This is a genomic window from Klebsiella sp. LTGPAF-6F, from assembly GCF_001753185.1.
GTDB lineage: Bacteria > Pseudomonadota > Gammaproteobacteria > Enterobacterales > Enterobacteriaceae > Klebsiella > Klebsiella michiganensis.
In genome coordinates this window covers 560,610-581,048 of the sequence record NZ_CP017450.1, presented here as the reverse complement: position 1 = coordinate 581,048, position 20,439 = coordinate 560,610, and the positions used below count along the sequence as shown (strand labels likewise).

The 20,439-nt window shown below is 52.2% G+C and carries 21 protein-coding genes; 4 read left to right on the top strand and 17 right to left on the bottom strand.

What is annotated here, in order from left to right; all coding sequences use genetic code 11:
- Positions 1 to 42: 42 nt before the first annotated feature.
- From BJF97_RS02820 to BJF97_RS02800, 5 genes are all read right to left on the bottom strand, one after another.
- Positions 43 to 1,554, bottom strand: a complete 1,512-nt coding sequence (locus tag BJF97_RS02820; protein ID WP_070082804.1) for a conjugal transfer protein TraG N-terminal domain-containing protein — start codon at positions 1,552 to 1,554, stop codon at positions 43 to 45.
- Entirely contained in the window at positions 1,551 to 1,922 is a 372-nt protein-coding gene (locus tag BJF97_RS02815; RefSeq protein WP_070082803.1) for a hypothetical protein, read from the bottom strand. Before BJF97_RS02815 ends, BJF97_RS02820 begins: the two co-directional genes overlap by 4 nt.
- Positions 1,923 to 1,940: 18 nt before the next feature.
- Positions 1,941 to 3,428, bottom strand: coding sequence for an integrating conjugative element protein (locus tag BJF97_RS02810; protein WP_070082802.1), 1,488 nt, complete (start codon positions 3,426 to 3,428; stop codon positions 1,941 to 1,943).
- 14 nt (positions 3,429 to 3,442) lie between these two features.
- Positions 3,443 to 4,375 carry a TIGR03756 family integrating conjugative element protein gene (locus BJF97_RS02805; protein ID WP_416186832.1) on the bottom strand — a complete coding sequence of 311 codons (933 nt, stop codon included), beginning with the start codon at positions 4,373 to 4,375 and terminating at the stop codon, positions 3,443 to 3,445.
- A gap of 85 nt (positions 4,376 to 4,460) precedes the next feature.
- Complete coding sequence (locus tag BJF97_RS02800) at positions 4,461 to 4,865, bottom strand: TIGR03757 family integrating conjugative element protein (RefSeq protein ID WP_070082800.1); 405 nt, start codon at positions 4,863 to 4,865, stop codon at positions 4,461 to 4,463.
- Between the two features lie 560 nt (positions 4,866 to 5,425).
- On the opposite strand from BJF97_RS02800, the gene BJF97_RS02795 reads away from it, so the two are divergent.
- Genes BJF97_RS02795 through BJF97_RS02785 form a run of 3 tightly spaced genes read left to right on the top strand, consistent with a single transcriptional unit; the run spans position 5,426 to position 8,170 of the window.
- Complete coding sequence (locus tag BJF97_RS02795) at positions 5,426 to 6,427, top strand: hypothetical protein (protein WP_070082799.1); 1,002 nt, start codon at positions 5,426 to 5,428, stop codon at positions 6,425 to 6,427.
- Positions 6,427 to 7,506 (top strand): hypothetical protein, encoded by a 1,080-nt coding sequence (locus BJF97_RS02790; protein WP_070082798.1) that lies wholly within the window; start codon positions 6,427 to 6,429, stop codon positions 7,504 to 7,506. The genes BJF97_RS02795 and BJF97_RS02790 overlap by 1 nt, the downstream gene beginning before the upstream one ends.
- Entirely contained in the window at positions 7,493 to 8,170 is a 678-nt protein-coding gene (locus BJF97_RS02785; protein WP_070082797.1) for a hypothetical protein, read from the top strand. Before BJF97_RS02790 ends, BJF97_RS02785 begins: the two co-directional genes overlap by 14 nt.
- Positions 8,171 to 8,598: 428 nt before the next feature.
- Here BJF97_RS02785 and BJF97_RS02780 read toward each other — a convergent pair whose 3' ends face one another.
- The 10 genes from BJF97_RS02780 to BJF97_RS02735 are packed head-to-tail and all read right to left on the bottom strand — an operon-like array spanning position 8,599 to position 16,695.
- The gene (locus BJF97_RS02780; protein WP_070082796.1) at positions 8,599 to 9,000 is read right to left on the bottom strand and encodes an acetyltransferase; all 402 of its coding nucleotides are present in this window, start codon (positions 8,998 to 9,000) and stop codon (positions 8,599 to 8,601) included.
- Positions 8,997 to 11,852 (bottom strand): conjugative transfer ATPase, encoded by a 2,856-nt coding sequence (locus BJF97_RS02775; RefSeq protein ID WP_070082795.1) that lies wholly within the window; start codon positions 11,850 to 11,852, stop codon positions 8,997 to 8,999. Before BJF97_RS02775 ends, BJF97_RS02780 begins: the two co-directional genes overlap by 4 nt.
- Positions 11,852 to 12,268, bottom strand: coding sequence for a TIGR03751 family conjugal transfer lipoprotein (locus tag BJF97_RS02770; RefSeq protein WP_148722763.1), 417 nt, complete (start codon positions 12,266 to 12,268; stop codon positions 11,852 to 11,854). Before BJF97_RS02770 ends, BJF97_RS02775 begins: the two co-directional genes overlap by 1 nt.
- Positions 12,269 to 12,290: 22 nt before the next feature.
- A complete protein-coding gene (locus BJF97_RS02765) occupies positions 12,291 to 13,787 on the bottom strand; it encodes a TIGR03752 family integrating conjugative element protein (protein ID WP_070082793.1) in 1,497 nt (498 codons plus the stop codon).
- Entirely contained in the window at positions 13,774 to 14,679 is a 906-nt protein-coding gene (locus BJF97_RS02760; RefSeq protein WP_070082792.1) for a TIGR03749 family integrating conjugative element protein, read from the bottom strand. Before BJF97_RS02760 ends, BJF97_RS02765 begins: the two co-directional genes overlap by 14 nt.
- A complete protein-coding gene (locus BJF97_RS02755) occupies positions 14,676 to 15,347 on the bottom strand; it encodes a PFL_4703 family integrating conjugative element protein (RefSeq protein ID WP_070082791.1) in 672 nt (223 codons plus the stop codon). Before BJF97_RS02755 ends, BJF97_RS02760 begins: the two co-directional genes overlap by 4 nt.
- Positions 15,344 to 15,709, bottom strand: a complete 366-nt coding sequence (locus BJF97_RS02750; RefSeq protein ID WP_070082790.1) for a TIGR03750 family conjugal transfer protein — start codon at positions 15,707 to 15,709, stop codon at positions 15,344 to 15,346. Before BJF97_RS02750 ends, BJF97_RS02755 begins: the two co-directional genes overlap by 4 nt.
- 11 nt (positions 15,710 to 15,720) lie before the next feature.
- Positions 15,721 to 16,086, bottom strand: coding sequence for a TIGR03745 family integrating conjugative element membrane protein (locus tag BJF97_RS02745; RefSeq protein WP_070082789.1), 366 nt, complete (start codon positions 16,084 to 16,086; stop codon positions 15,721 to 15,723).
- Between the two features lie 34 nt (positions 16,087 to 16,120).
- The gene (locus BJF97_RS02740; protein WP_070082788.1) at positions 16,121 to 16,363 is read right to left on the bottom strand and encodes a TIGR03758 family integrating conjugative element protein; all 243 of its coding nucleotides are present in this window, start codon (positions 16,361 to 16,363) and stop codon (positions 16,121 to 16,123) included.
- Positions 16,363 to 16,695: an integrative conjugative element protein, RAQPRD family gene (locus BJF97_RS02735; RefSeq protein ID WP_070082787.1), complete on the bottom strand. Its 333-nt coding sequence runs from the start codon at positions 16,693 to 16,695 to the stop codon at positions 16,363 to 16,365. Before BJF97_RS02735 ends, BJF97_RS02740 begins: the two co-directional genes overlap by 1 nt.
- A gap of 166 nt (positions 16,696 to 16,861) precedes the next feature.
- Here BJF97_RS02735 and BJF97_RS02730 point away from each other — a divergent pair, with 166 nt between their 5' ends.
- Positions 16,862 to 17,407 carry a hypothetical protein gene (locus tag BJF97_RS02730; protein ID WP_070082786.1) on the top strand — a complete coding sequence of 182 codons (546 nt, stop codon included), beginning with the start codon at positions 16,862 to 16,864 and terminating at the stop codon, positions 17,405 to 17,407.
- Between the two features lie 100 nt (positions 17,408 to 17,507).
- Here BJF97_RS02730 and BJF97_RS02725 read toward each other — a convergent pair whose 3' ends face one another.
- Entirely contained in the window at positions 17,508 to 18,266 is a 759-nt protein-coding gene (locus BJF97_RS02725) for a TIGR03747 family integrating conjugative element membrane protein (RefSeq protein ID WP_070082785.1), read from the bottom strand.
- A complete protein-coding gene (traD, locus tag BJF97_RS02720) occupies positions 18,250 to 20,355 on the bottom strand; it encodes a type IV conjugative transfer system coupling protein TraD (RefSeq protein WP_070082784.1) in 2,106 nt (701 codons plus the stop codon). Before traD ends, BJF97_RS02725 begins: the two co-directional genes overlap by 17 nt.
- Positions 20,356 to 20,439: the final 84 nt, after the last annotated feature.

Sequence of the window (20,439 nt, the reverse complement as noted above, 5' to 3'; positions counted from 1 at the left end):
GAAGAGACAATTTGTATCCCCTCTTAGTCATAAACTTATAAGTTATAATCTGACTGATCTTTTCAAAGAATCAACACCTTGCCCACCTGTGTCATGAGCCGTCTTTGAACCTGCATTGATCGCATTACCAATTGCTTGCCCTGCACTCACGCCCGCCCAAGAAAGCGCGCCAAGCCAAACCATCGGCAGCACAATAAACATCGTCCCCATCACCAGGTTCATGATGATATCGTCTGTCGTGTTCTGAAATCCGGCGAGGTTCCAGCGATCGTGTGTGCTTGAACTGTAGAGCGCTTCCATAAGCCAACTGTCCAGCCAACGCGCCAACTCCCACCAGAAAGTCAGGAAGTTAAGTGCGAAGAGCACAAACGTCACCGTAATCACGGTCTTGTACTCATACGCCGCAAACGCCAGGATTAACGGGAGCATCACATAGATAGCCATCAACAGCACAGCCTGCACCATGGATAAAGCCTGACGCATAGCATCGAACGCAGGGAAAGCGGCCAGGCTTCCCAACGATGTGCCACCAAGGGCGGCCAGGCGAGTCATGGCGTTATCATTAGTAAAATCCGCATTACCACCGTAACCGGCATAGGCATGCCCTCCCTGTGACACGGTCAGGCTCTGCGGGCTCACCAGCCAACGAACCACCATTTCTTTATAATCGGCCGTGGATTCTCCGATCATCTTAACGGCCGCAGACATCCTCAACATGACGTCAGGATCAACCTGCTTCAATACACGGGCTTGCAGGCCAGTATCGGCCGTTGACCACCATTCGCTGCAGGTCGGATATCCGCCACGGCCGGTGTTCGGCCGGCCACTGTCCCGTGAATCGTTCCAGGGAAAACTTGCCCGCGGCATTTTTGACTGCAGGTTCGCGTAATAGCCCCCATTCAGGAATGTACCGGAGCCCAGCCATTCAATATCACGCAATGTGGCTTTATCCGTTGTCTGCCCCTGGTCACGGTTCTGCCAGGTGTAAAGCGCCAGAGAATAACAATCATTGGTAAAGTCCTGCAGTTCTCTGGCCAGAGCCGGATTGTTCACCCGGCTATGCTGAACCTCAAAACGCACCTGCCGCAAATCCGGTCGGCACGGAATGCTGGCCACCGCCGCCTGGGTGATCCCTTTGGAGAGCTTATGCACCACCAACCACCACACCGGCACCTTCGCCGCCTGGCCATTCATGCTCGATACAATATTGGCATACCCGGTGTCCGCCGGTTTTTTCGGTGTCCAGGTACCACAGGTCGATGCCCGGCTGCTGTCATATTTGATCGTGTCCAGGCTGACATTGATCAGCGGCAAGCAGCAGGCGAGCATCACAAAGAAAGCGACATAAAGCAGGTTCTCGATGCGCGGCAGGGACAGCATCCCTTTGTTACCTTCGTCATCGCCTTCTTCACGTACTTTCAGCCAGATGCCGACAACCCTGAACAGTAACGGCAGCACGAATAATCCAGTGCTGACCAGCAACTCCCACAAGCCATTGTTGATCAGCCAACCGAGCAGCGTCAGGAAGTATTCGAGATAGCTGTTGGTCATCATAACGGCAACCCTCCGCCAAAGAGGGAGTATTCGCAGACCAGCGCGAACAACGCGCATGCGATCGCCATACGTTTCAGAGGCCCCCTGTATGCCGGTTTGCAGCCCGGAGAATGACAGATTTTCCAAAATCCCCAGGCCAGCGCGGCGTAAAGCGCCAAACGCCAGACCAGCCAGCCGTAACGAGTGCTTTGCATCCAGTTTCGCAACGCGGCGCTATCTGTTGGGTGATTAATGCCCCAGTGCGCTATCACCAGGGCAATCGCCATCATGGCCACTATCGTGCCCAGCAGTTGCAGAACATGCTTTGCCCGGTGGCTGAATTTTCCGTCCCGTCGGGGCGACAACGTATTCTTCTTTGTTTCGTTCATCACAATGTATCCCCTCGGCTACTGGTCGCTTTCCGGCACGGCCAGCCGATTAAATTTGGTATCCAGACTGTCGGTAGACTGGCGCTGCGGGTTGGTTTCGACGCGGTTGTTCTCACGCTCAATGATGGTCAACACCGCGTTACGGGAGATTTCACGTTTCATTTCCATCTCGTTTTTCAGTGCGGCAATTTCTCTGTCCAGCGCCTCGATACGACGCCCACCTTCCTCCATGGCGGTTTTCAATGCGGCTGCGTTCGGCTCCGACATCCCGGTGGTGATCATGCGGCGCATGATGAAGGCAGTTTCGATGGTATCCGCCATCGCCAGTTCGCTGGCCAGACGGCCGACTAACGCCGCATTATCCGGATCTCTCTGCAGTGCTTTGATAACGCCGGCGGTGACCGCCAGGCTGCCGGTTTTGAGCTTTGCCAGGTTGGTCGCATTGGGCTTTTCTGTTCCGTTAACCAGTTTGGCCAACTGCTCATTATTGGTTTTAGTGGCTTCTTCCAGCATCGGCGCAAATCCGGTGCCGGCCACGGTGCTGCCCGGCTGTTCCGCGCTGTCACCACTGGTGCATGCGTTGGCGTCTTTGCAGGTACGCAGCGAGGCATCCCCCAGCACCTTCACGACCGCGGCAGCCGCTTCTTCGCTATTAGCATATTTGGCGCAGGCCCCGCCGGTGCAACTGCTGCCCGTGACGCTGGAGGTACTCGTTACGGCCTGCCCGTTCATCATGTTGTAGCCGGCTGCGGCCAGGTCATGCGTCGGCTTGATAGAGGGTTGCCCGGCACCGCCGCGCTTCTGGCCGCCGATCCAGGTCTGCCCGGATTCCCCGGTTACCTTTTCGGTGGCGTTCATTGAACGTACAGCATCCGCATCACCACCGTTGACCAGGCTTTTGGCTTCTTCCATCGCGGCCGCCTGGCTCCAGCTACCGGTATCGGCCATGTCCATCATGCGTTTGGAGAGGTTCTGACAATTCAACTGAGCCTTATCGAACGCGACACCACCCTGTAATACCCCGTTGGTGAGCATTTCATACAAACCCGGGTTGGCGCGCTGGATAATCATCGCCGGCAAGCTGGCCACCGCACCCGTTGCCCCCTGGATAACCTCACTCATCAGGTTCTTGAAACCGGAGGTCACGCCGTTAAGCTGGTTGCCGACCGTGGTCTTCAGGTCAAAGTTGCCGCACATCAAATCCGAGCTCCAACCCAGGTTCATTCCGAGACGCTGCATATTGCTGCGCGTCGCCGGCTGCGAAATCACCGAGCCACCGCCCAGGGAGTAGAACAATTTGTCCGAAACGGCACCGCTGGAGTTCAGTCCATAGCCCATATTGCTTTCATTTACCTGAGGTAATGACACCCCGAACAACGTGTCATTATCATCAGCGAATACGTTCATACTGCCCGTAGTGGCGGTCATGAGCAGACCTCCGGTCACCATCAAAGACAGAGCGCGGTATCGCTTCCTGGAAAACTGATTTTTTTCCTTTTTCCGCATTATTCGTTACCTCATCAAAAATTCGTGCTGTACAGGAACGTCTGGCCGCGTCGCTGGCAGCAACTGTAGGGTTGCCACAGGGCAAAAGCGGCATTGGCATCAGTCGCGGACGTGTGGTCTCCGTCCGGAAACACGGCGCAGGACTGGCTGAGCTGCGGGGAAAGACGCTGCCATTTGTGGTTTTGGGTACCGGTGTTTTCCTGGACGGCATCCGGCGGCCAGTAGCCAGCGGAGCGTTGGCCAACCAGGGACTGGTAAACATGGGGTTGCCCCGAACGGGTGATAATGTCGGCCACCCGCTGTGCCACCAGAGCACCGGCCTTGTCATCATCAACCTGCGTCACGAATCCCGAGCGGGGATAGACGTTCCCCCACATGTTGCTGGCAGCCTGACTGCCGACCTCGCGTTGCCCGGGGACCAGAGCTTCTGGATACAATGATTCCGGCATGCCGGTACGCCATACCAGGCTATCCAGCGTGCTGAGAAAATAGGGAACGAACGGCGTCGCCGCACTGTTGCACGAATAGCCAGGGATACTGCCGCCGATTAATGACGTCGCCGGATGGCCAATGGCATCGGCATACTTGAAATGCAGGTTGGTTTTACGTTGCCCCGGTGTTTTTTGCTCATTGTTGCCGCCGCCGGCAGACAAGCCACTTACCGCGCTGGTGACGGTGTTCTCCAGCCCGCCGGAGGTCTGGCTGACGACGGCCATTTCCTGCCACGGATTGCCGCCAGGGGCGTTATAAGAAGACACAACGGCTTCCGGAATAAAGTGGGTCACCTTGACGGAGGTTCGCACCTTACAGCTAAATGGCGTACACAGCAGCCAGTAACAAATACCGGACACGTGCCAACTGATGCAGGGCTGTGATACGGCGCTGGCAATAATCTGGGCGCTGTTCAGCGAAGCATTAACGGCAGGCACGCTGGCTGCGGATAGCATGATGACCACACTGAGAGACTTGAGGTTAAAGCGTGGTTGATTTGACCGTTGCCCGGATATCAAATGGAGATGATTAAATTGCATATCACTGCCCTCCCTGAGCCTGGATGCGCAGCGCCCTGGCGCGTGCAATATCGGCCGTGCCATACACCACGTCCCGATCATCAAACACCACCGCCGGTACCTTTTTCACCCCCTGTTCCCAGGCGCGAACAACGGCACGGTAAACCGTCGCCAGTTGTTCTTCCTGCGCCTGCCATTGTGGGGACTGAAATACCGCTTTCGCCTGGCGCTCTGCCAGAGCGGGCTCGGAAGACAGCTCGCCAAAGATTTGCGCCTGCAGTTGGTCCGGGCCGTCAAGATAAATAACGGCGACAGACGCATCGCTATTCGTAGGGGGATGGAGGGAATCGGTATAGAGCACTGTGCCGGCAAGCACCGATGCCGGCATCAGCAGTGGGAACAACGTCAGCAACGTGCTGATTTTCATGGTCTACACTCCTGCATGGATAGAATTCACACAGGGTGCTATGGGGAGCTCAGAAAGGCAGCAAAGAAGTCTTTATTGGATTGAGAAAATTTTTTGGCATCAAACGATAAAACCGTTTTTATGCCAAAAGTATTTATCATGATTAATAATCACATTGAGTCAATATTTAGAATGTGAATCTATAACCTGCCCACCCATTTATTAACGATCCATAGTATTAATATTGTGCGCTTTTGACACGAAGCTACCAGCAGTCGGGTCGGCTATGAGCGAAGCGGAAGTTCACTAAGTCCTGAAACCATCAGGAATGGGCTCAGGCCCATGGATCTCCATGCTCGCTTCCAAGGTAGCGTAATCCACTCTCTAAAAATGGTGCGGATTTCAGGGATACTTACACTTACAACACCATGCCTTGCGTTCGTTTTAATACCACGGTAATCACAATAACCCACATGCAAATTCATTCACACTAGACATACTTACAAAATATGATGTAATTCTAATCGTTGAATGATTTTTGAGTCAGATTTTTATCTACACACTAAACAGGAATGTTGAAAATGGGCGGAGAGACTTCTTCAATACAGCATGTTGCAAATAAGATAACCCAAGATATTTTTAAAATTTTCAAATGGCAACGAGCAACTAGTCAAGATATGAACTGGGATTGCGACCTAGAGGCTCATGACAAAAAAACACATCCTAGCGATGTGGTGTTTTACTATACCGATCCCTATGAAGAAGAGATTGTGTACTTGAACACAGACCTCAAAAGCTATGCCCAAAGTAGTATCGGCAAAGGGATGGTAGAAGGTGCACTTTCTTCTTTAGCTCTCGCTACAGAATGCGCCAACATTAGCCAGCAGTGGTGTAAACGATATGTGCGGGATGAGTCATTAGGTTACAAAGTTCGAGGTTTATTATTTCTCTATAATCATGACAACCTTTACGACAAGGATTTTTATTCCTCCGTTATGAAAAAAGTCGACCCTGAACTAATAAAACGCCCTCCAAACATAAAATTACACCTTTTAGATCCATTCAAAATCTCCGATATGATCAATATAGCATCAGATATTAAAATGCTTATTGGGTCCGGGGCTTTGCCTCAACCCGATTTGTACTATTTCTATTACCCAGACTTAGCACTCACTAGGATAAAGCATCCTATCAACAACAAGACTGCAGCTACTGTTGAGGTTTTAACATCACCATTCATAATAATAAAGCATAAAGAATTCGACTGGATGGGCGAAAAAAAAGATAGTGGTTACGTAATTTATTATAATCAACCAGGAAATAGTGAAGATGAGTTCATCTACTTCCTTGACATGCTTTCTAATTATCAAATACTGATTGATGTAAAAAGAATAAAAATTAGACATTGTCATATAAATCCGCATGAAGACGCCATTCATCACTTTGAAAGAGCAAAACAAAAATATAGTACTCATTGGCTATCAGGTGAAAGTGAACGTTTGTTTTCAAAAGTTACGTTCGAAAAAACAGCTGCAATGGTAATTCAATACAGTCTTGAAGCTATAGGCATGGAGCAACGCTGATGAATAATATGAATATTTATTTCGCTACTGACAAAAATATATATGACGCACTTCATCATAAAAGAATTACCATCGTAAGATTACGCGAGATATTACTACGGAAAGGTATTATTGTTTCTCAAGAATTAACAAAGGAGGAATTAATTGAAGAGGTTTGCAAACTACCTCAGGGATATAGTGATCTAGATTCAATTAAGGAACTTGTACAAACTTATGATAAAAGAGAGAGTATAACTAGCGTCAAGCTTCAAGCATCATCCTCTCAGACAGAATTAAAAACAGCAGCAGAGTTAGTTAAGAAAAAGTTAGCCACCGGATCTGGTGAAACCGTAAAAATCACTGCGAAAAAAGATGGGTCTTTAGCAATCGAGGTAACCTACCAAGAAGTAGACTTGTCCAGAACAGCATTGCGTCAGATAGACAATCGCAACATCAAGATTGATCTTACAGTAAATAGCGATAATGTTGATATTCGTATGCCTCAGAACCAAAAGGCTAAAGATGTAATAACACTATTACAAAAAGAGTTGTCAAAGATTAAATCCGTTGATATTGAAAAGTTTGAAATTTCTTTAGAGGCAATTCCTACACCAGCGCTAAGAAGTCAGTTTTTTCAAGAGGTTATGGGCGGATTGAGTGGATATGAAATTGACGACGTTACTAATGTAGAGCTTAACCGTTCAACAAGCAAAGGTGATGACGAGGAAGAAGAAGAAATCGAGACAGGATTCGTAAAAAAAGCTGTTCTAAAAGGTGATTCTGTTAATAGTTCTGCTATTTTCACCCAACTACACAACAAAGGATACTATATCGGGAGAATTGCTTGGTCTGCTAAACCTAAAAGCGGAATAGGAGATAGAATTTTGGTTGAAGCTTTCTTTAAGGATTCAGAAAACTGCTCTGATTTTTCCTATCAAATTAAAGGAATCAATAACCAAAAAGGTAGTGAATACAATGTTACCATTCGTACAGCAAATGAAATTGAAAAGAAGAAAATTAGCTTACTAATTGAACAGTCCGCAGCAAACGCCTATAATATCGTGACGGGTAAAAAGGTGGAAGAGCATGAAAAAAGTTAAATGGATTATACTAAACAATCGTTTCACTACTAGTGAAACACTTGAAAAACTCATGAGTGATCCTTTTACTGAAGAGAAAGGGAAAGGGTTTATATTTGATAAATCACGAGCTTCTCATTTTCACGCTCGCTTCATCGAAAAGATAATAAGCGAAGACAGAATAAGTAATCTATACGGCAACAGTACCGCTGTTGAACGCATTGAATATAGAGTAACGTCTTTCAGTTTTGACGAACAATACGCCCCAGTTTTACTTCTTGATAATCCACCAAGAACACTTAAACCATTTGCGCAGGCACTGGTAAAGAACCTTGGTCTTGGCACCAGCTTAGAAGATATTGAGATTGACCCGTTCACATGGTTCAGTTCTTTAAACACAGAGTTAACACTTAATATAGTGCAACTAGATGTATCTCAAATTCAAGTTGCTGAATTTGCTCTTGCCAAGATGCAAATTAATAGCACCAGCGATCTTAAGAAATATTTCAAAGATGAGCTTATTCACAAAAAAATGAGGCTTGATCGATTGACATGCACTATTCATGACCAAGAATTTAGCGGTAAGTTAAAACTCTTCCGAAATGGTATGGCTCAAATCCAAGCACGAGCGGAAAAAGAGTTAACCAAAAAACTATTTGACAGTTTAATGAATATTCATAAGTAAGATAAAAGGCTGCCTAAAGGTGGCCTTGCTTTAGTAAGGCAAATCCTCTTTTCAATAAAAATAACTAATTTTCGAATTTTCTATGCCTTGTGTTACATCGCTCTGATACTTTTTGCATGGTCCCATTATAATCTTACCAATGTTAATAACCCCTATTTTTCGACATACGAAGTGCCATTCTTTGCCCTTTAGCGCTCTGAATTCATGTTCAAGATATCCTTCTCAGTGCCTAAATCTAGCACCTCTGCGGGTATCACAGGCGGTATTAACATCGTATCCAAATCAGGGAGCCGATTCAACAACAAGCGATGCTCTCTACTCCTCTACTGATGGAAAGCCGATGCCCGCCACTGCGGGACATCGCCAGTAAAAAACCGGCCATCAGGCCGGTGCAGCGAACGTTATAACATTCAAATCGCTATCAAGTATTAATTCACCTGAAATCGCTCGCACATATCACTCAGATGGAGCAGCAGATACACCACGTCGGCCGCGTCCGGGACGGTGATGTACCAGCGTGGATGACCGTATTCCTCAGGCTGTGGCCACAAGGTATTGCCAGTCACCGTTATCAGGACATTGATGCACCGCCCCAGACGGCCTTCCAGATGCAGCGCCACACTGGTGCGGCTTCCAATCCGATGAGGGTGCGCGGTCAATGAGACTGGCCCCGAGAGCCGATCGCGGATAGCCTGACAAAATACATCCAGCGCGCGGGCATCGGTTTCACTGATACTGGCCAGCCCCTGTGGCGGCAGGGTAAATAGAGACGGCTCCCGATACTGGTTATGCGAACGAACCGCGAGGGCGGGGTATTTCAGTGTCATCATGCAGCTTCTTCCCCCTCGTCTGTCAGCAAACCACGCAGGCGGTCAAGCTTTTGCGCCACCTTGCGGGCGGCTTCCAGCTCACTACAGCCAAATTTTTGCATCAGCGCGCGACGCTCCGCTTTTTCCTCTTTTTCGGTCATACCCAGTGCCAGGTACAGGCTGGGCGGTACGGCCCGGAACAGCGCCTCCACTTTTTTCGACAGTATCACCCCTTCGGTATAGCAGCCGGACAGTTTACTGGCGGACAGCAATACCGCCTTTTGTTCATCAGTCAGCGCCTTGAATCGGGCGATATCGTTGACCTCTTCCGGGGGCATCGTCAGACAAACCCACCATTCCGCCATGTTCAGCATCTTCTCGGCGATGTCCGGAAAGTCCTTCAGGTTCTGCGTGGCCAGCCACAGCCAGGCGCCGAGTTTACGCCACATTTTGACGATTTTGGTCATGTACGGCGCCAACAGCGGGTTCACCGTCACGATGTGCGCTTCATCCACGGCAAACACGATATCCCGCTCCGAGTACTGGTCGCGTTCGGCAATGTTGTTGATGGTGTTGGTCAGACTCACCATGGTTAGCGCCATTTGTGCTTCATAGCCTTCCCGCGCCAGGTGACCCAGGTCGATCAGCGTCACATCCGCCTCCGGCCACAGGCTGCCTTCACGATTGAACAGTTCGGCTTCAAAGCTGCCTGTCTGTGTGAACATCCCCAGCGATTCCGCCATTTCGGCGGCTTTTGCCCGCCGTTGCGCATTACGCACATCGTTGCCGTCATCTTTGGAGATGTCATACAGCGCCTTCTGCAGGTCGGTCGGCAACATTTGACGCTCCTCTTCATACGTCTGACGTGCCGCCATCAGCAGGGCTTCACGGATCATCGCGCGGTCGGCGCGTTTCAGTTCAGCCTCTTCCTTCTCATCCCCACCGGTGATCATCATGCGCGCCGAAATTTCCATTTCCCCCAGGTAATCACGTTTGTCCTCATCTTCATCGTCAGCATCAAGATCTGGCAGGTCGTTCTCATCCAGATTCAAGGCGGTTTCTTCAACCAACTTATGTGCATAGGTGAACGGCGGCAGTGACACGCCGCTACCCGGCTTGATGCTCACTTTATTGACGCTGAGCCCCTGGTTTTCATAATAATCGGCGAGCAGCCCAAAACTGTTGCCCGCTTCCGCAATAAACAACCGTGGGCGGTGTATCGCCATCAATTGAGACATTACCGCGCACAACGTCGCGGATTTCCCGGCGCCGGTCGGGCCGAAATACAGCATGTGCGCATTCTGACTACGATCGTGCTTGTTCAGCGGGTCGACCGTCAGCGTATCGCCGCCACGGTTGAAAAAACTCATCCCTGGGTTGCCGGTACCGGTCTCACGCCCGGTTACCGGCAACAAGCCGGCCAGGTGTTGTACCCAGGTCAAGCGGGTATACCAGTGTTTTTTGTCCGTCTCCGGGTTAAAACACATCGGCAACGCCCGCAAATAGGTATTGAGGGGCGCCACGTCAAATTCGGGACGAATGGGCTGCAGGCCGGCGCCGAGCAACACGTTAGTCAGTTCCACGCGTTTGTGGTTGAGTGCATTCAGGTCGCCGGCTCGCAGCAGGAACGTGATGCCGGCGCGGTACAATTTGTGGCGATTACCCAGGTATTCCTTCACCTGTGCCACATCCTGGCGCACACGCCCGGACTCGGTATTTTCGCCGACGGCATTCTTGGACAGCTTGTTGAAATCGTTCTCCAGCGTATCCTGCGGCTGCACCACAATGGTTATACACACCATCGTCCCTTCCGGGAACAAATCCATCAGCGCATTGATTTTTTTCTCACCGCGTTTCATTTCCCCGGTGATCGTGCCCGGCTCCGGCGGGCGGCGCAGTTTCTCGACCGGAATGGCGCAATGCGCCTGATTATCGAACCACCAGACACCGTTGTCCGGATCGGACCGGGGCGGGGTAAACCACAATGTTTCAGCGAAATCGTTCATTACCGGCATCTCGCCATCCGGTGTATCACGACGGTCAAAATAGGCAGCGTCCCGGTACAGGGTCTCTTTATTCACCCAGTCCGGGCTCGGATTAAAATGACGCAGTAACCAGTCATGTACCTGCGCCCCGTTCTGACGCACGCAGATGACGCCAGCGCCGGCGAGAGCGCCGGTGACACGTTCACAGGCCTGGTCGAGCATCGCGATTGGCGGCATAGGATCCGCGTTATTCTTTCCAATCCAGCGATAGATCACCATGCGGGTGCGCCGCTGCTGGCCCCGCCATGGCTGATCGGTGATAAGCGTATCTTTAAACAGCCCCTCCGGACGGGCAATCCCACGCAGATGTCGCTCTGTCTCTCTTAGCCAGGACTCGGACAATTTACTTCCCTGTGCATGGGGTTTTACGTAGGCTCTGAGCCGGTCGATATAGGCCTCGACATTGTTTTCATCCTGGCAGAAAAATTGTACCACCCAGGGGTTTTCGTCATGTTCATCGAACGAATCCTGCAGCGCATCCTCAACCGTATCGCGCATCTGCTCAAGACGGTCATCAGTACGCCCTTCTGTCGCCACAGGCGTGACATCAAATACCGCGCCCACGGAAACGCCGTCATCGAGCAAAATACATTGCTCGCGATCCAAAAATTCTGCCCAGGGCAGGTAATCAATGATGGATGGATTGGCGTGATACAACTGTTTTTCATCATCAATCGTCATTTTTCCCGGGCGCGTCAGCGCCTCTCGCCCGGCAACGATCAGGGAAACACCTTCCTCAGCGGAAGTGAGCTGGCCGGTCGTATCATCAGCGGGAAGCGACGGACTTTTTCGTATCAGGCGCTTTTTATCAAACAGAGGGAATCGCATCAGTAGGCCTCCGTTCGCTCACCGGGCATTGCATATTGCACCTGGCTGTAGAACGGAAACACCGTACTGTAACCCGGCACCGGGGTATTGCCGTCAGCGAGATGCGGAAACACATACATCACAAGATCAGGATTAGGCAGACGCGGGAACTGCTGGCTGATTTCACTTTCCTGGGTGCGGCTGTAGCTGCGATCGTCTGCTAGGCTGGCCTGTTGCTCATTCTCAGTAAGCGGACGTCGCAGGCTGTCCCGGGCGGCCACCGCATGGCGCGTGGAGCCACTACCGTCCTCCCCCTGCCACAATTCCAGCATCGTGCTGTCGCCTGCCGGCAGCATTTCCTCTTTCGACGTAGAGCAGCCGCTCAGCAGTGCGCTCACCAAAATAGCGGCCATCACCGCCCTTGTTGTTTTTTTCATTTTCATGGAAGGTTCCCCTGTATCAGTCCAATCCGCCAGTGCTACCGTCTGCGCCAGGCAGACTGAAGTCGTCATAACGCACCTTGCGCCCCTGGGTCTCAAAATCGATCGCCAGTTGACGGGTAATATGGATCGCCAGCTTCTGACCCGGCGGCACATAAATGGCATCAAACATCATCCCGTAACGCTCACGCACCCAGTCAGCCGTTTCTTTCATACTGCCGGACAGCGCCTTGCCCAGAACAGCCTGGCCGGCACTGCCCGTCATGGTGGAGGTGATACCGTTGACGTTATTTTGCGTGGTGTACTGCCCCTGGCTAAATGCATCACCGGCGGCGCTGGCGCCGGAAAGGGCAGCAATGGTCGGCAGGTAGGTCGAGGCATTGGACTTACGTTCGCCACCAATACACGGGATACCATTGTCATCAGAAATCCAGCCAATGCCGGCATTGGTGCTCACGTCCTTGCCGTTGCCACCACTGTTACCGCTGCCGGCATTGGAATTGGCGTTGGCTTTCGGCAACGTACGAATCGTGCCATCAGCAAAGACAAACGTAATGCTGTTGACCTGGCCTCGCACACAGGAAAGCGTCCAGTCACCGCTGGCGGTGCCTGATACGACAGCACCTTCGACGTCCGGCAGTTCAATGCCGTTGGCCGTCAGGTTATCTTTACCAATAAGCAATTTAAACGGATAGGGGTCGGTGACCGTACCGTTGATTGGCACCCGCCCCAACAGTGCGGTCATCGCGCGGCTACCCACCAATGTGGCATTCTCCGGCAGGGTATATACCGGCTCATCGTTCTCCTCCTCCCCTTTTTCATGGGTGTGGCCCTTCACCTGCTGCTCATACGCGGCTTTTTGCCGGGTTAACGCATTGTCAGCCAGGAAAGACGTCGGGAACTGAGGCCCTTCTTTCGCACTGTTGGTATTGCGCGGATCGGGTTCTTTCTGATCTTTGGGGTTCACCCACATCAGGCCGTCCTGTCCAGGTGCGGCGCGCCCATCACTGGTGCCCATTCCGTCCAGCCCCAGGCCTAACGGGATATCTGAGTCGTTTTTCTTCTTATCCTTATTGTTGGCCAACTGATCGGTCAGACTCTGAATTTTACCCGTCAGCGTCTGCTGCTCCTGCTGGAGCTGCTGCTGACGTTGCTGAGCCTGTTTCTGGAACCCGGCAACCGCCTCGCTCACCTGACCCGAAACGTTCTGATTACGCTTGCGCAATTCCTCATTTTCTTTCAGGACATTATCGATATTTTTCTGCAACTCCGCCTGCTGAGTACGCGTTGTGCGTAACGTACCGACCAGGGTGCGTAGCGTGTCCTCCGGGGTATCGCCTTCAACCCCCAGCGCATGCAGTTCTTCTGGAGATAAGTTGGCCAGCACACTTTGATCGTGCTGGTTTTTTTCGGGTGATTTGTTACCACCGCAGCTTTTCAGCCCGACAACAATCACAGCAGCCAACACCCCGACCACAATCACCTTCGGCAGCATATTGGATTTAACGCTCGCCATGCTCACCTCCTTTCTTTACCGCTTTACGCACAACGTTCGGTTCTGCAACAAAAGCGCCGTCCGGACGTCCGGCCGTGACCAGATACAGCGTAGTCGTGTCCTCCGGCGTGCCGACCGGACCGAGGAAGCGATGCTGGAATGTCGCCGTCACAAACTGTCCCTGCAGATTGCGTGGATCCAGGACGATCTTGCGGCTGGCGGTGTTTTGCACCTTGAGCGCGACGACATTGCGACGGCCGATCCCCCATCCTCCCAGCGGCGTGACCGCCACAGGCTCTGACGGGTACAGCGTGGTGATACGTTTTGGCAAGTGGGGGTTAACCGGATGAATACCTGGTACCGCTTCAACCGTTCGCACCGGGCCGTACAGGCTTTGCGCCGCATAGCGTGTCAGCACAATCGGAAGCGGGGCGTTATATTTCACCGGCTTGCGTTTCGTCTGGGTACCGTTATCAGCGCCGGGAGTCGAACTTTCTTCGCCAGTGGCGACGGCATTGTCTTTATCACTGCTGACCGACGTTACATCGCCGCTGTAAACAAGACGCACCGGCTCAGTGGGACCATTTTCTGCGGCAGTGACATCAAGGAGAATGAATTCACCACTCTCCACGTCCTGCAACTGCAGCCGGGTTTGCGGGAAGGCGCTATCGGCTTTCAGATATACCGCACCACCGCTGCTTTGCACTCGTAACTTATCGTTCAGCGCCGGCGGGAAACCAACGCGCACATTTTTATCGACGAACAATACCCGCTCCTTACCCACGGCCAGCGGGATTGGCAGAGGAATACGCTCCCACTTCATCAACTCATCCGCATGGGCAGCCGGTGCGGTAAACGTCGCCGTCAGCGGTAATAAACCAAGGGCAAGCGCCAATACACGTACGTTGATCATTGGAACACTCCTTTTTTCTCCGGCGTGGGTTCTTGCGGTGCGACAGCCAGGCGCTGTGGGATACCGTCGTAGCAATCCAGTGCCATACCAAACTCATTACGTTCCGGATCGCCTTCCCAGCGAACAATTTTCAGCGGATAGCGCGTCAGCGCCCGCTTCACCGGCTCCCCGGCAAACGACTCATCGGCCACCAGGTCAAGACGCACAACCCAGTTGTCCCGACCATCGACCGTAACCGGATCCTGGTTATAGCGCCCGTTGTAGCCATGCTCCGGGATTTCGAACACCACACGCGTCCTGCCGGTCAGCTCGCCGTTATCACTGCGTTTTTTCGCATCCGCCTGCAGGAAACGTTCGCACGATGGCGTCAGGTAGGCAGAGAGCGTGTTAATTTTTGCCGGGTAATCTACTTCGCCGTTTTTCGGCCAGGCATTGAGTTGCTGGAAAATATAGAACGCGAAGCTGTACACCGTGGATGGCGGTATTTCCCACCAGGCGCGGGTAGAGCCGCTGCGCAAATCAGGAGGGTTATGGATGGTGAGATTATCCGGTGCCCGCATCCAGCCGACGCTGGTCACCAGAACGAAGAAGACCAGCACGCCGCAGGCTATACGCAACGTGAGAATATGCTGGTCACGGTTTTTTACCGCATGACGGAAACGGCTCATGTTGACCTCTTAACCACTCGGCTGCGTCGCAACGACCAGCCCTGTTTGTCGATAATGAGGGTGGGGTCACCCCACCCTATGCGACGTTTACGCTCCTCGAGACGCTGCCAGATATAGTTCTCCGGTTTACCGCGCTTGAGGCGCGTCAGCCGGCTGCCACCAAACCAGATGACGAGGAGTGGCGTCACCAGCATACCGGTGGGGACAACAACCCAACCGGCAAGCGGAAGAAACGGCAGCGACACAAGCAGACCCAGTCCCACTCCGGCCAACGCCGCTAGCCCCATCTCCGGGGTGGTAAAGCCCCGGAAAACCACCGGTTCAGCATTGAGACGATCGGGTAAAAAACGGATAGTCTGCATGGTCTGCGACCTCAGAACAGAATTTCGGCAGATTTGCCAACCAGCCAGATAACAATGACCAACAACACGACACCGACCAGAACGATGGCGCCAAATTTGGCCCAGGTCGATTTACCGTCACGAACTTCCGCAAAGGTGTGAATGGCCGCATTGGCGACGATAAGGAAGGCCACCGCAGCGGCAACCAGGCCAATGACGACAATCCCATCCTGGAAGTAGCCTTTGATGGTTGACATCAGACCACCGCCACTGCCGGTAGACGGTGCTTCAACAGTGGGTAATGCGGCCTGTGCCGGCTGGACAGCGGCATACAACAGTGACGTAGCCACCGCCAGTCGCGCGGAGAGATGACGAAAAAGACCTACAACAGCGTTCATAAGAGATTCCTTTTACGATAAAAAAACAACACATTCAACTGGCGAACATCCAGGTTGAGATAACCAACAAAAGAACGAGCCTGACGCCGAAATGAATCAGCGCGCTATTACGCACGTTCTCGTTACTCCACCCTTGCCAGACATCAACCAATGCCCAGGCCGCCCACACGAACAGCGTCGCAAGTAACCCGCCGATGCAAATCAACGAAAGGATATTGATTTCAACCCCGCCGCTGGCGGCGTTGAAGGCCTGCTCCTGTGCGCTACTCATGGCCATCAGGGACGCTCCCGGCGGTAATTGCCGGCGACGGCGCCAACATCACGTGGTTGCGCCCGGGACGGTTCCAGATAACGATCGATACCGGAGTTGATGGTATTGAGGTCGGACGTGGCGCGTTGATAGTCAAAGTAAAAACGGCCTTGTTCTGACGGATCCGCCTGAACAGCGGCGACACGGGCACGTTCCAGCGCCGACTGCACCTGAATCAACATGCGTTGGGCAGAAGCCAACTCATCCTTTTCAGATGCCTGCGATGGCAAAGCGGCCAGAAGTGTCAGGCCCAGCAAACAGCTGGCGTTAATACGTCGGGTTACAACGGGGATAGGCATACGAGCACTCCTTAGTGATTTAGGGTGCTGTCAGGGTGCGGTATAAGGCGGAGAAGGTCAGCGGTTAAATCTTTATGGTTTTTTGATAATTTTCGGGAAAAGCACCAACTGATATGAATCAGCAGAAGTATACTTTTCACTGTTTAGCAAAAGGAGAAGCAAGGAAATGACACTGAAAGAAATCAATGATATTGCAGTAGTTCTTTTATATAGCGTTATGCCGATAGCCTTCGCTGTGGTGGCATCGGGGATTATCATCTTCATCGGTTGGTATATAACAACTCTTCGCTATCGTAGAATCATAAGAATAGCCATACAAAACAATAAATTAAAAAATGAAGACTTACACATATTCTTGAATAAAAAATATATAAGCTATAGCTCACTCAACCTAGTTTTAAAAAATTTATTCGAAGAAGAGCTAAAAAAAACTAGGGGTGATAACCATACGAATACCCTAAGAGACATCATCAATTGGTACGAGGAACAAGAAGGACTGATTGAACTACCCAAGGACATAAGAGCTAACCTTGAAGTAATCCGAAAACAAACGCCAGAAAGCGAACATCAGATCAACCAATTAGCAGCCAGTTTGAAAGATCTCTTCATAACCCGGCAACGGCGTGAAAACAGATTAAGACGGTTCAGCTACATATCGGGTGGGGTCGGGATAATTGGCGTTCTATATGGCGTAATACAATCTATGTTGTGAAATTACCACTGACGCGCCGCTGATCGCGGCTTGTCTGCTGACGGAGGCGCACAAAAGCAAGTTTTGTACGCCTCCATCCAGCACGAATAACAGCCTGAGATCAGAGATATTTTTTGAAAGATGCTGTGGTAACAGTCACCGCGATCCCCAACAGAATCGCCGCCGGTAACAGCAGCAAGTTAGGATACACAGCCGTTGGCCAGGACAGATACAGCATGCAGGGGATATAAACGGCGGGTTTCACCATCCTTTTAGCATGGTGATACACAAAACTCGACTCATACCCGGCGCCGTAACGCCGAATATCACGCCGCCCCATACCTTCGGTCAATGCGACCAGCACCACCAACACAAACAGCGGAATAGACAGCACCAGAATTGTGACCCGAATTAGGGCTATCACCGTGACATACATGCCCGCCAACAAGAAGTCCTGTAATGAATGAGCCAGTTGCCCACTCCAACTGTTCAGTTCTCTGGCTATCTCATTCTGACTGTGCGCTTGCGTCTCATAAGCGCGATGGATCCACGCCAGAAAGCCGCTGTCGACAAATGCCCACTGATAGGCCGCGCTGATCCAGCGAACCAGGGTGACCGACGGTTCCGACAACAGCAGGCTGCGGGTAAACTCCGATGACAAATACCCTATTTCCGTATGCATCACCGCCTCGCTGTGCGACGCCCCGAGCTCCGGCCAGAAGAACACCATTCCGACATATTCGATCACCAGACTCACAAAGAGCGAAGCCAGGAACATCCCAATCAATGTCCAGGGCCAGCCCCACAGCACGTTGTAAATCAATCCGTGTTTTCGCGGTGGTACAGGATGCTGTGGCTGAGTATTATCCGTTTGCGACATGCATTCTCCCTACCGTATCCGGCATGATCTGGCTCGCCGACCACCAGGACTCGCTAGTCCGGTAGTTACGCCTCATCTCCTCGGCAATTTTCTGCAGATTAGCGGGCATCAGTGCATCATCACCGTCACCGCTGGGCAATGGCATGCGGATTTTCCATAACTGCCCGCCTTCCAGCAGGGCAAACGCCTGGCCTTTCGGCAGATTGATCACATCAGCTGGCGCCAGTAACGGTGTCTTCACTGTGCTGACACGATCCTGGGTGCTGGAAGTAAAATCCTGCCCTTTCTCAACATCGGCGGTATCTGCATGACCGGATACCAGGGTTTTGGTATAAACCTCCACCTCCGGCAATTGTGATGTCAGTAACTGAGCCGTCCGCTGCTCACGCACGCGCAACATAATCAAAGTATTGAAGTTACCGGTGACCTGAGCCGCTTTGGCCGCACTGCCGATACGGGCCTCGATGTCTGACTCGGTTTGCGTATAGGCTGTCACCTGAATGCCGGCGCCGCCGCCCTTATTGATTAGCGGAATGAACTCTTCCCCCATCAATTCATTAAACTCGTCACAGTGTAGGTTTATCGGCAGCTTGCCGTCGGCTCGGGTTGGCAGTCCGCCATGCATACCGTGTTTATAGATATGGCCGGCCACGGATACCAGATCAGCGAACATGCTGTTACCGACAGCTGAGGCCACAACGCCATCGGACAACGCATCCAATCCGACATACACAATGCCGCGCTTGCGGATGACCTGCTCCCAGTCAAAAATAGGCCGCGGATCGGCCATGTTCGTATAATCTGGCGCCAACAATTCAGCTGTTTTTCCGGTCGTCAGCTTCTCTAGCAACGGCAGTAATGAAGCGACGATTTTGTCAAAGTAAGTGCGGTCATAACGCACGGCCGAGCGCAAACCATCCAGGATGGGATCATACAGTTGCTTACCAATGTCAGAGCTCAACGCCATTTCGACCGCCATGATTTTTATCGCGTTTGGCTGACCCTGCATATTGCGCGGCACATCATCCTCCGTCAGCACTTTCAGGTTGTTCTCGATCTGCTGCTGTAGCACTGGCATACGCTCCCCGATAACCTTATGTGCATAGGTTTCATAAAGCTCATTGATATTGTTCACATAGCGGGTAATGAGGGTGTAGTCCGGGCGTTGGCCCAGGGCAACCAGAGCGCGGGCAACGATATTGACGAACCGCCAGGCAAACTCGCGGAACGCGGCACTGTTCCCCTCGCCACTTAACTGCCCGGAAATTCGGCCCGCCACTTCCGAAACACGCTCAAACCTGCCAACTGCGTTATAACGTGCAGAGATATCCGGCCACCCAAGATGAAATATATACAACTCATCCCCCCGACCGGCGCGGTGGGCCTCAGCCCAGACCCGCCGTAACAGGTCCGCATCGCCTTTTGGATCGAACACGATGGTGATATCGCCACGGCGGATATCCTGAGAGATCAGCAGTTCAGCCAGACGGGTTTTGCCGACTCGCGTCGTGCCCAGTACCAGGGAGTGGCCGACACGTTCACCGAGCGGCATCGAGACGTCGAGCTCATCCGGCTCAATGCCATGGATTGCCGGATTGCCCCCCACTGGCGGCAAAGGCCGGACCGGATTCAGCGGCGAATCGGTTCGCAGCAACTGGGACAACCACGGCATGTTGTATTCAGTTTGCAGTTCCAGACGCCGTGCCATCTGGTAAAGTTTTGGCGGGAGGACATACTTCTCTACCTCCGGTCGGCGCGTATCCATCAAGCGTTGGGTATGTTTCTGTTGCCAGCGAAAACCTTTGCCAAGAAAAAGCCGTTGCCGGCTGACAGGGATCTGCGCGCTGGTCATGACATAACGGGGTAAGCGGCGCAGATTACGGCGGTAACGGATCACTTTCATGCCCTGACGAGCCCGAATAACCGACAGAACGGCGAAGCCACTGGCGGTGACATAACTGACTGACGGTGCCAATGCCACCGACCAGGGCGCCACAAAACAAATCCCAGACGCGGCGCCGGCGACGATTGCCGTGTTGAGTTCCACTGCAGGACGCAACAACGCTTCCATTACATGGCGATTACTCATTGCTTTTCCCCTATGACAACCCTGGCCAAAGCACCTTCATACGAAAGGCGAAATGCAACACATGCCGGCACGTTGCCGGCAACA

What these genes read in the sequence shown, in the direction of transcription:
- BJF97_RS02820 (WP_070082804.1), bottom strand. Translation starts at nt 1,554, where the DNA reads ATGATGACCAACAGCTATCTCGAATACTTCCTGACGCTGCTCGGTTGG.
- BJF97_RS02815 (WP_070082803.1), bottom strand. Translation starts at nt 1,922, where the DNA reads ATGAACGAAACAAAGAAGAATACGTTGTCGCCCCGACGGGACGGAAAA.
- BJF97_RS02810 (WP_070082802.1), bottom strand. Translation starts at nt 3,428, where the DNA reads ATGCGGAAAAAGGAAAAAAATCAGTTTTCCAGGAAGCGATACCGCGCT.
- BJF97_RS02805 (WP_416186832.1), bottom strand. Translation starts at nt 4,375, where the DNA reads ATGCTATCCGCAGCCAGCGTGCCTGCCGTTAATGCTTCGCTGAACAGC.
- BJF97_RS02800 (WP_070082800.1), bottom strand. Translation starts at nt 4,865, where the DNA reads ATGAAAATCAGCACGTTGCTGACGTTGTTCCCACTGCTGATGCCGGCA.
- BJF97_RS02795 (WP_070082799.1), top strand. Translation starts at nt 5,426, where the DNA reads ATGGGCGGAGAGACTTCTTCAATACAGCATGTTGCAAATAAGATAACC.
- BJF97_RS02790 (WP_070082798.1), top strand. Translation starts at nt 6,427, where the DNA reads ATGAATAATATGAATATTTATTTCGCTACTGACAAAAATATATATGAC.
- BJF97_RS02785 (WP_070082797.1), top strand. Translation starts at nt 7,493, where the DNA reads ATGAAAAAAGTTAAATGGATTATACTAAACAATCGTTTCACTACTAGT.
- BJF97_RS02780 (WP_070082796.1), bottom strand. Translation starts at nt 9,000, where the DNA reads ATGATGACACTGAAATACCCCGCCCTCGCGGTTCGTTCGCATAACCAG.
- BJF97_RS02775 (WP_070082795.1), bottom strand. Translation starts at nt 11,852, where the DNA reads ATGCGATTCCCTCTGTTTGATAAAAAGCGCCTGATACGAAAAAGTCCG.
- BJF97_RS02770 (WP_148722763.1), bottom strand. Translation starts at nt 12,268, where the DNA reads ATGAAAAAAACAACAAGGGCGGTGATGGCCGCTATTTTGGTGAGCGCA.
- BJF97_RS02765 (WP_070082793.1), bottom strand. Translation starts at nt 13,787, where the DNA reads ATGGCGAGCGTTAAATCCAATATGCTGCCGAAGGTGATTGTGGTCGGG.
- BJF97_RS02760 (WP_070082792.1), bottom strand. Translation starts at nt 14,679, where the DNA reads ATGATCAACGTACGTGTATTGGCGCTTGCCCTTGGTTTATTACCGCTG.
- BJF97_RS02755 (WP_070082791.1), bottom strand. Translation starts at nt 15,347, where the DNA reads ATGAGCCGTTTCCGTCATGCGGTAAAAAACCGTGACCAGCATATTCTC.
- BJF97_RS02750 (WP_070082790.1), bottom strand. Translation starts at nt 15,709, where the DNA reads ATGCAGACTATCCGTTTTTTACCCGATCGTCTCAATGCTGAACCGGTG.
- BJF97_RS02745 (WP_070082789.1), bottom strand. Translation starts at nt 16,086, where the DNA reads ATGAACGCTGTTGTAGGTCTTTTTCGTCATCTCTCCGCGCGACTGGCG.
- BJF97_RS02740 (WP_070082788.1), bottom strand. Translation starts at nt 16,363, where the DNA reads ATGGCCATGAGTAGCGCACAGGAGCAGGCCTTCAACGCCGCCAGCGGC.
- BJF97_RS02735 (WP_070082787.1), bottom strand. Translation starts at nt 16,695, where the DNA reads ATGCCTATCCCCGTTGTAACCCGACGTATTAACGCCAGCTGTTTGCTG.
- BJF97_RS02730 (WP_070082786.1), top strand. Translation starts at nt 16,862, where the DNA reads ATGACACTGAAAGAAATCAATGATATTGCAGTAGTTCTTTTATATAGC.
- BJF97_RS02725 (WP_070082785.1), bottom strand. Translation starts at nt 18,266, where the DNA reads ATGTCGCAAACGGATAATACTCAGCCACAGCATCCTGTACCACCGCGA.
- traD (WP_070082784.1), bottom strand. Translation starts at nt 20,355, where the DNA reads ATGAGTAATCGCCATGTAATGGAAGCGTTGTTGCGTCCTGCAGTGGAA.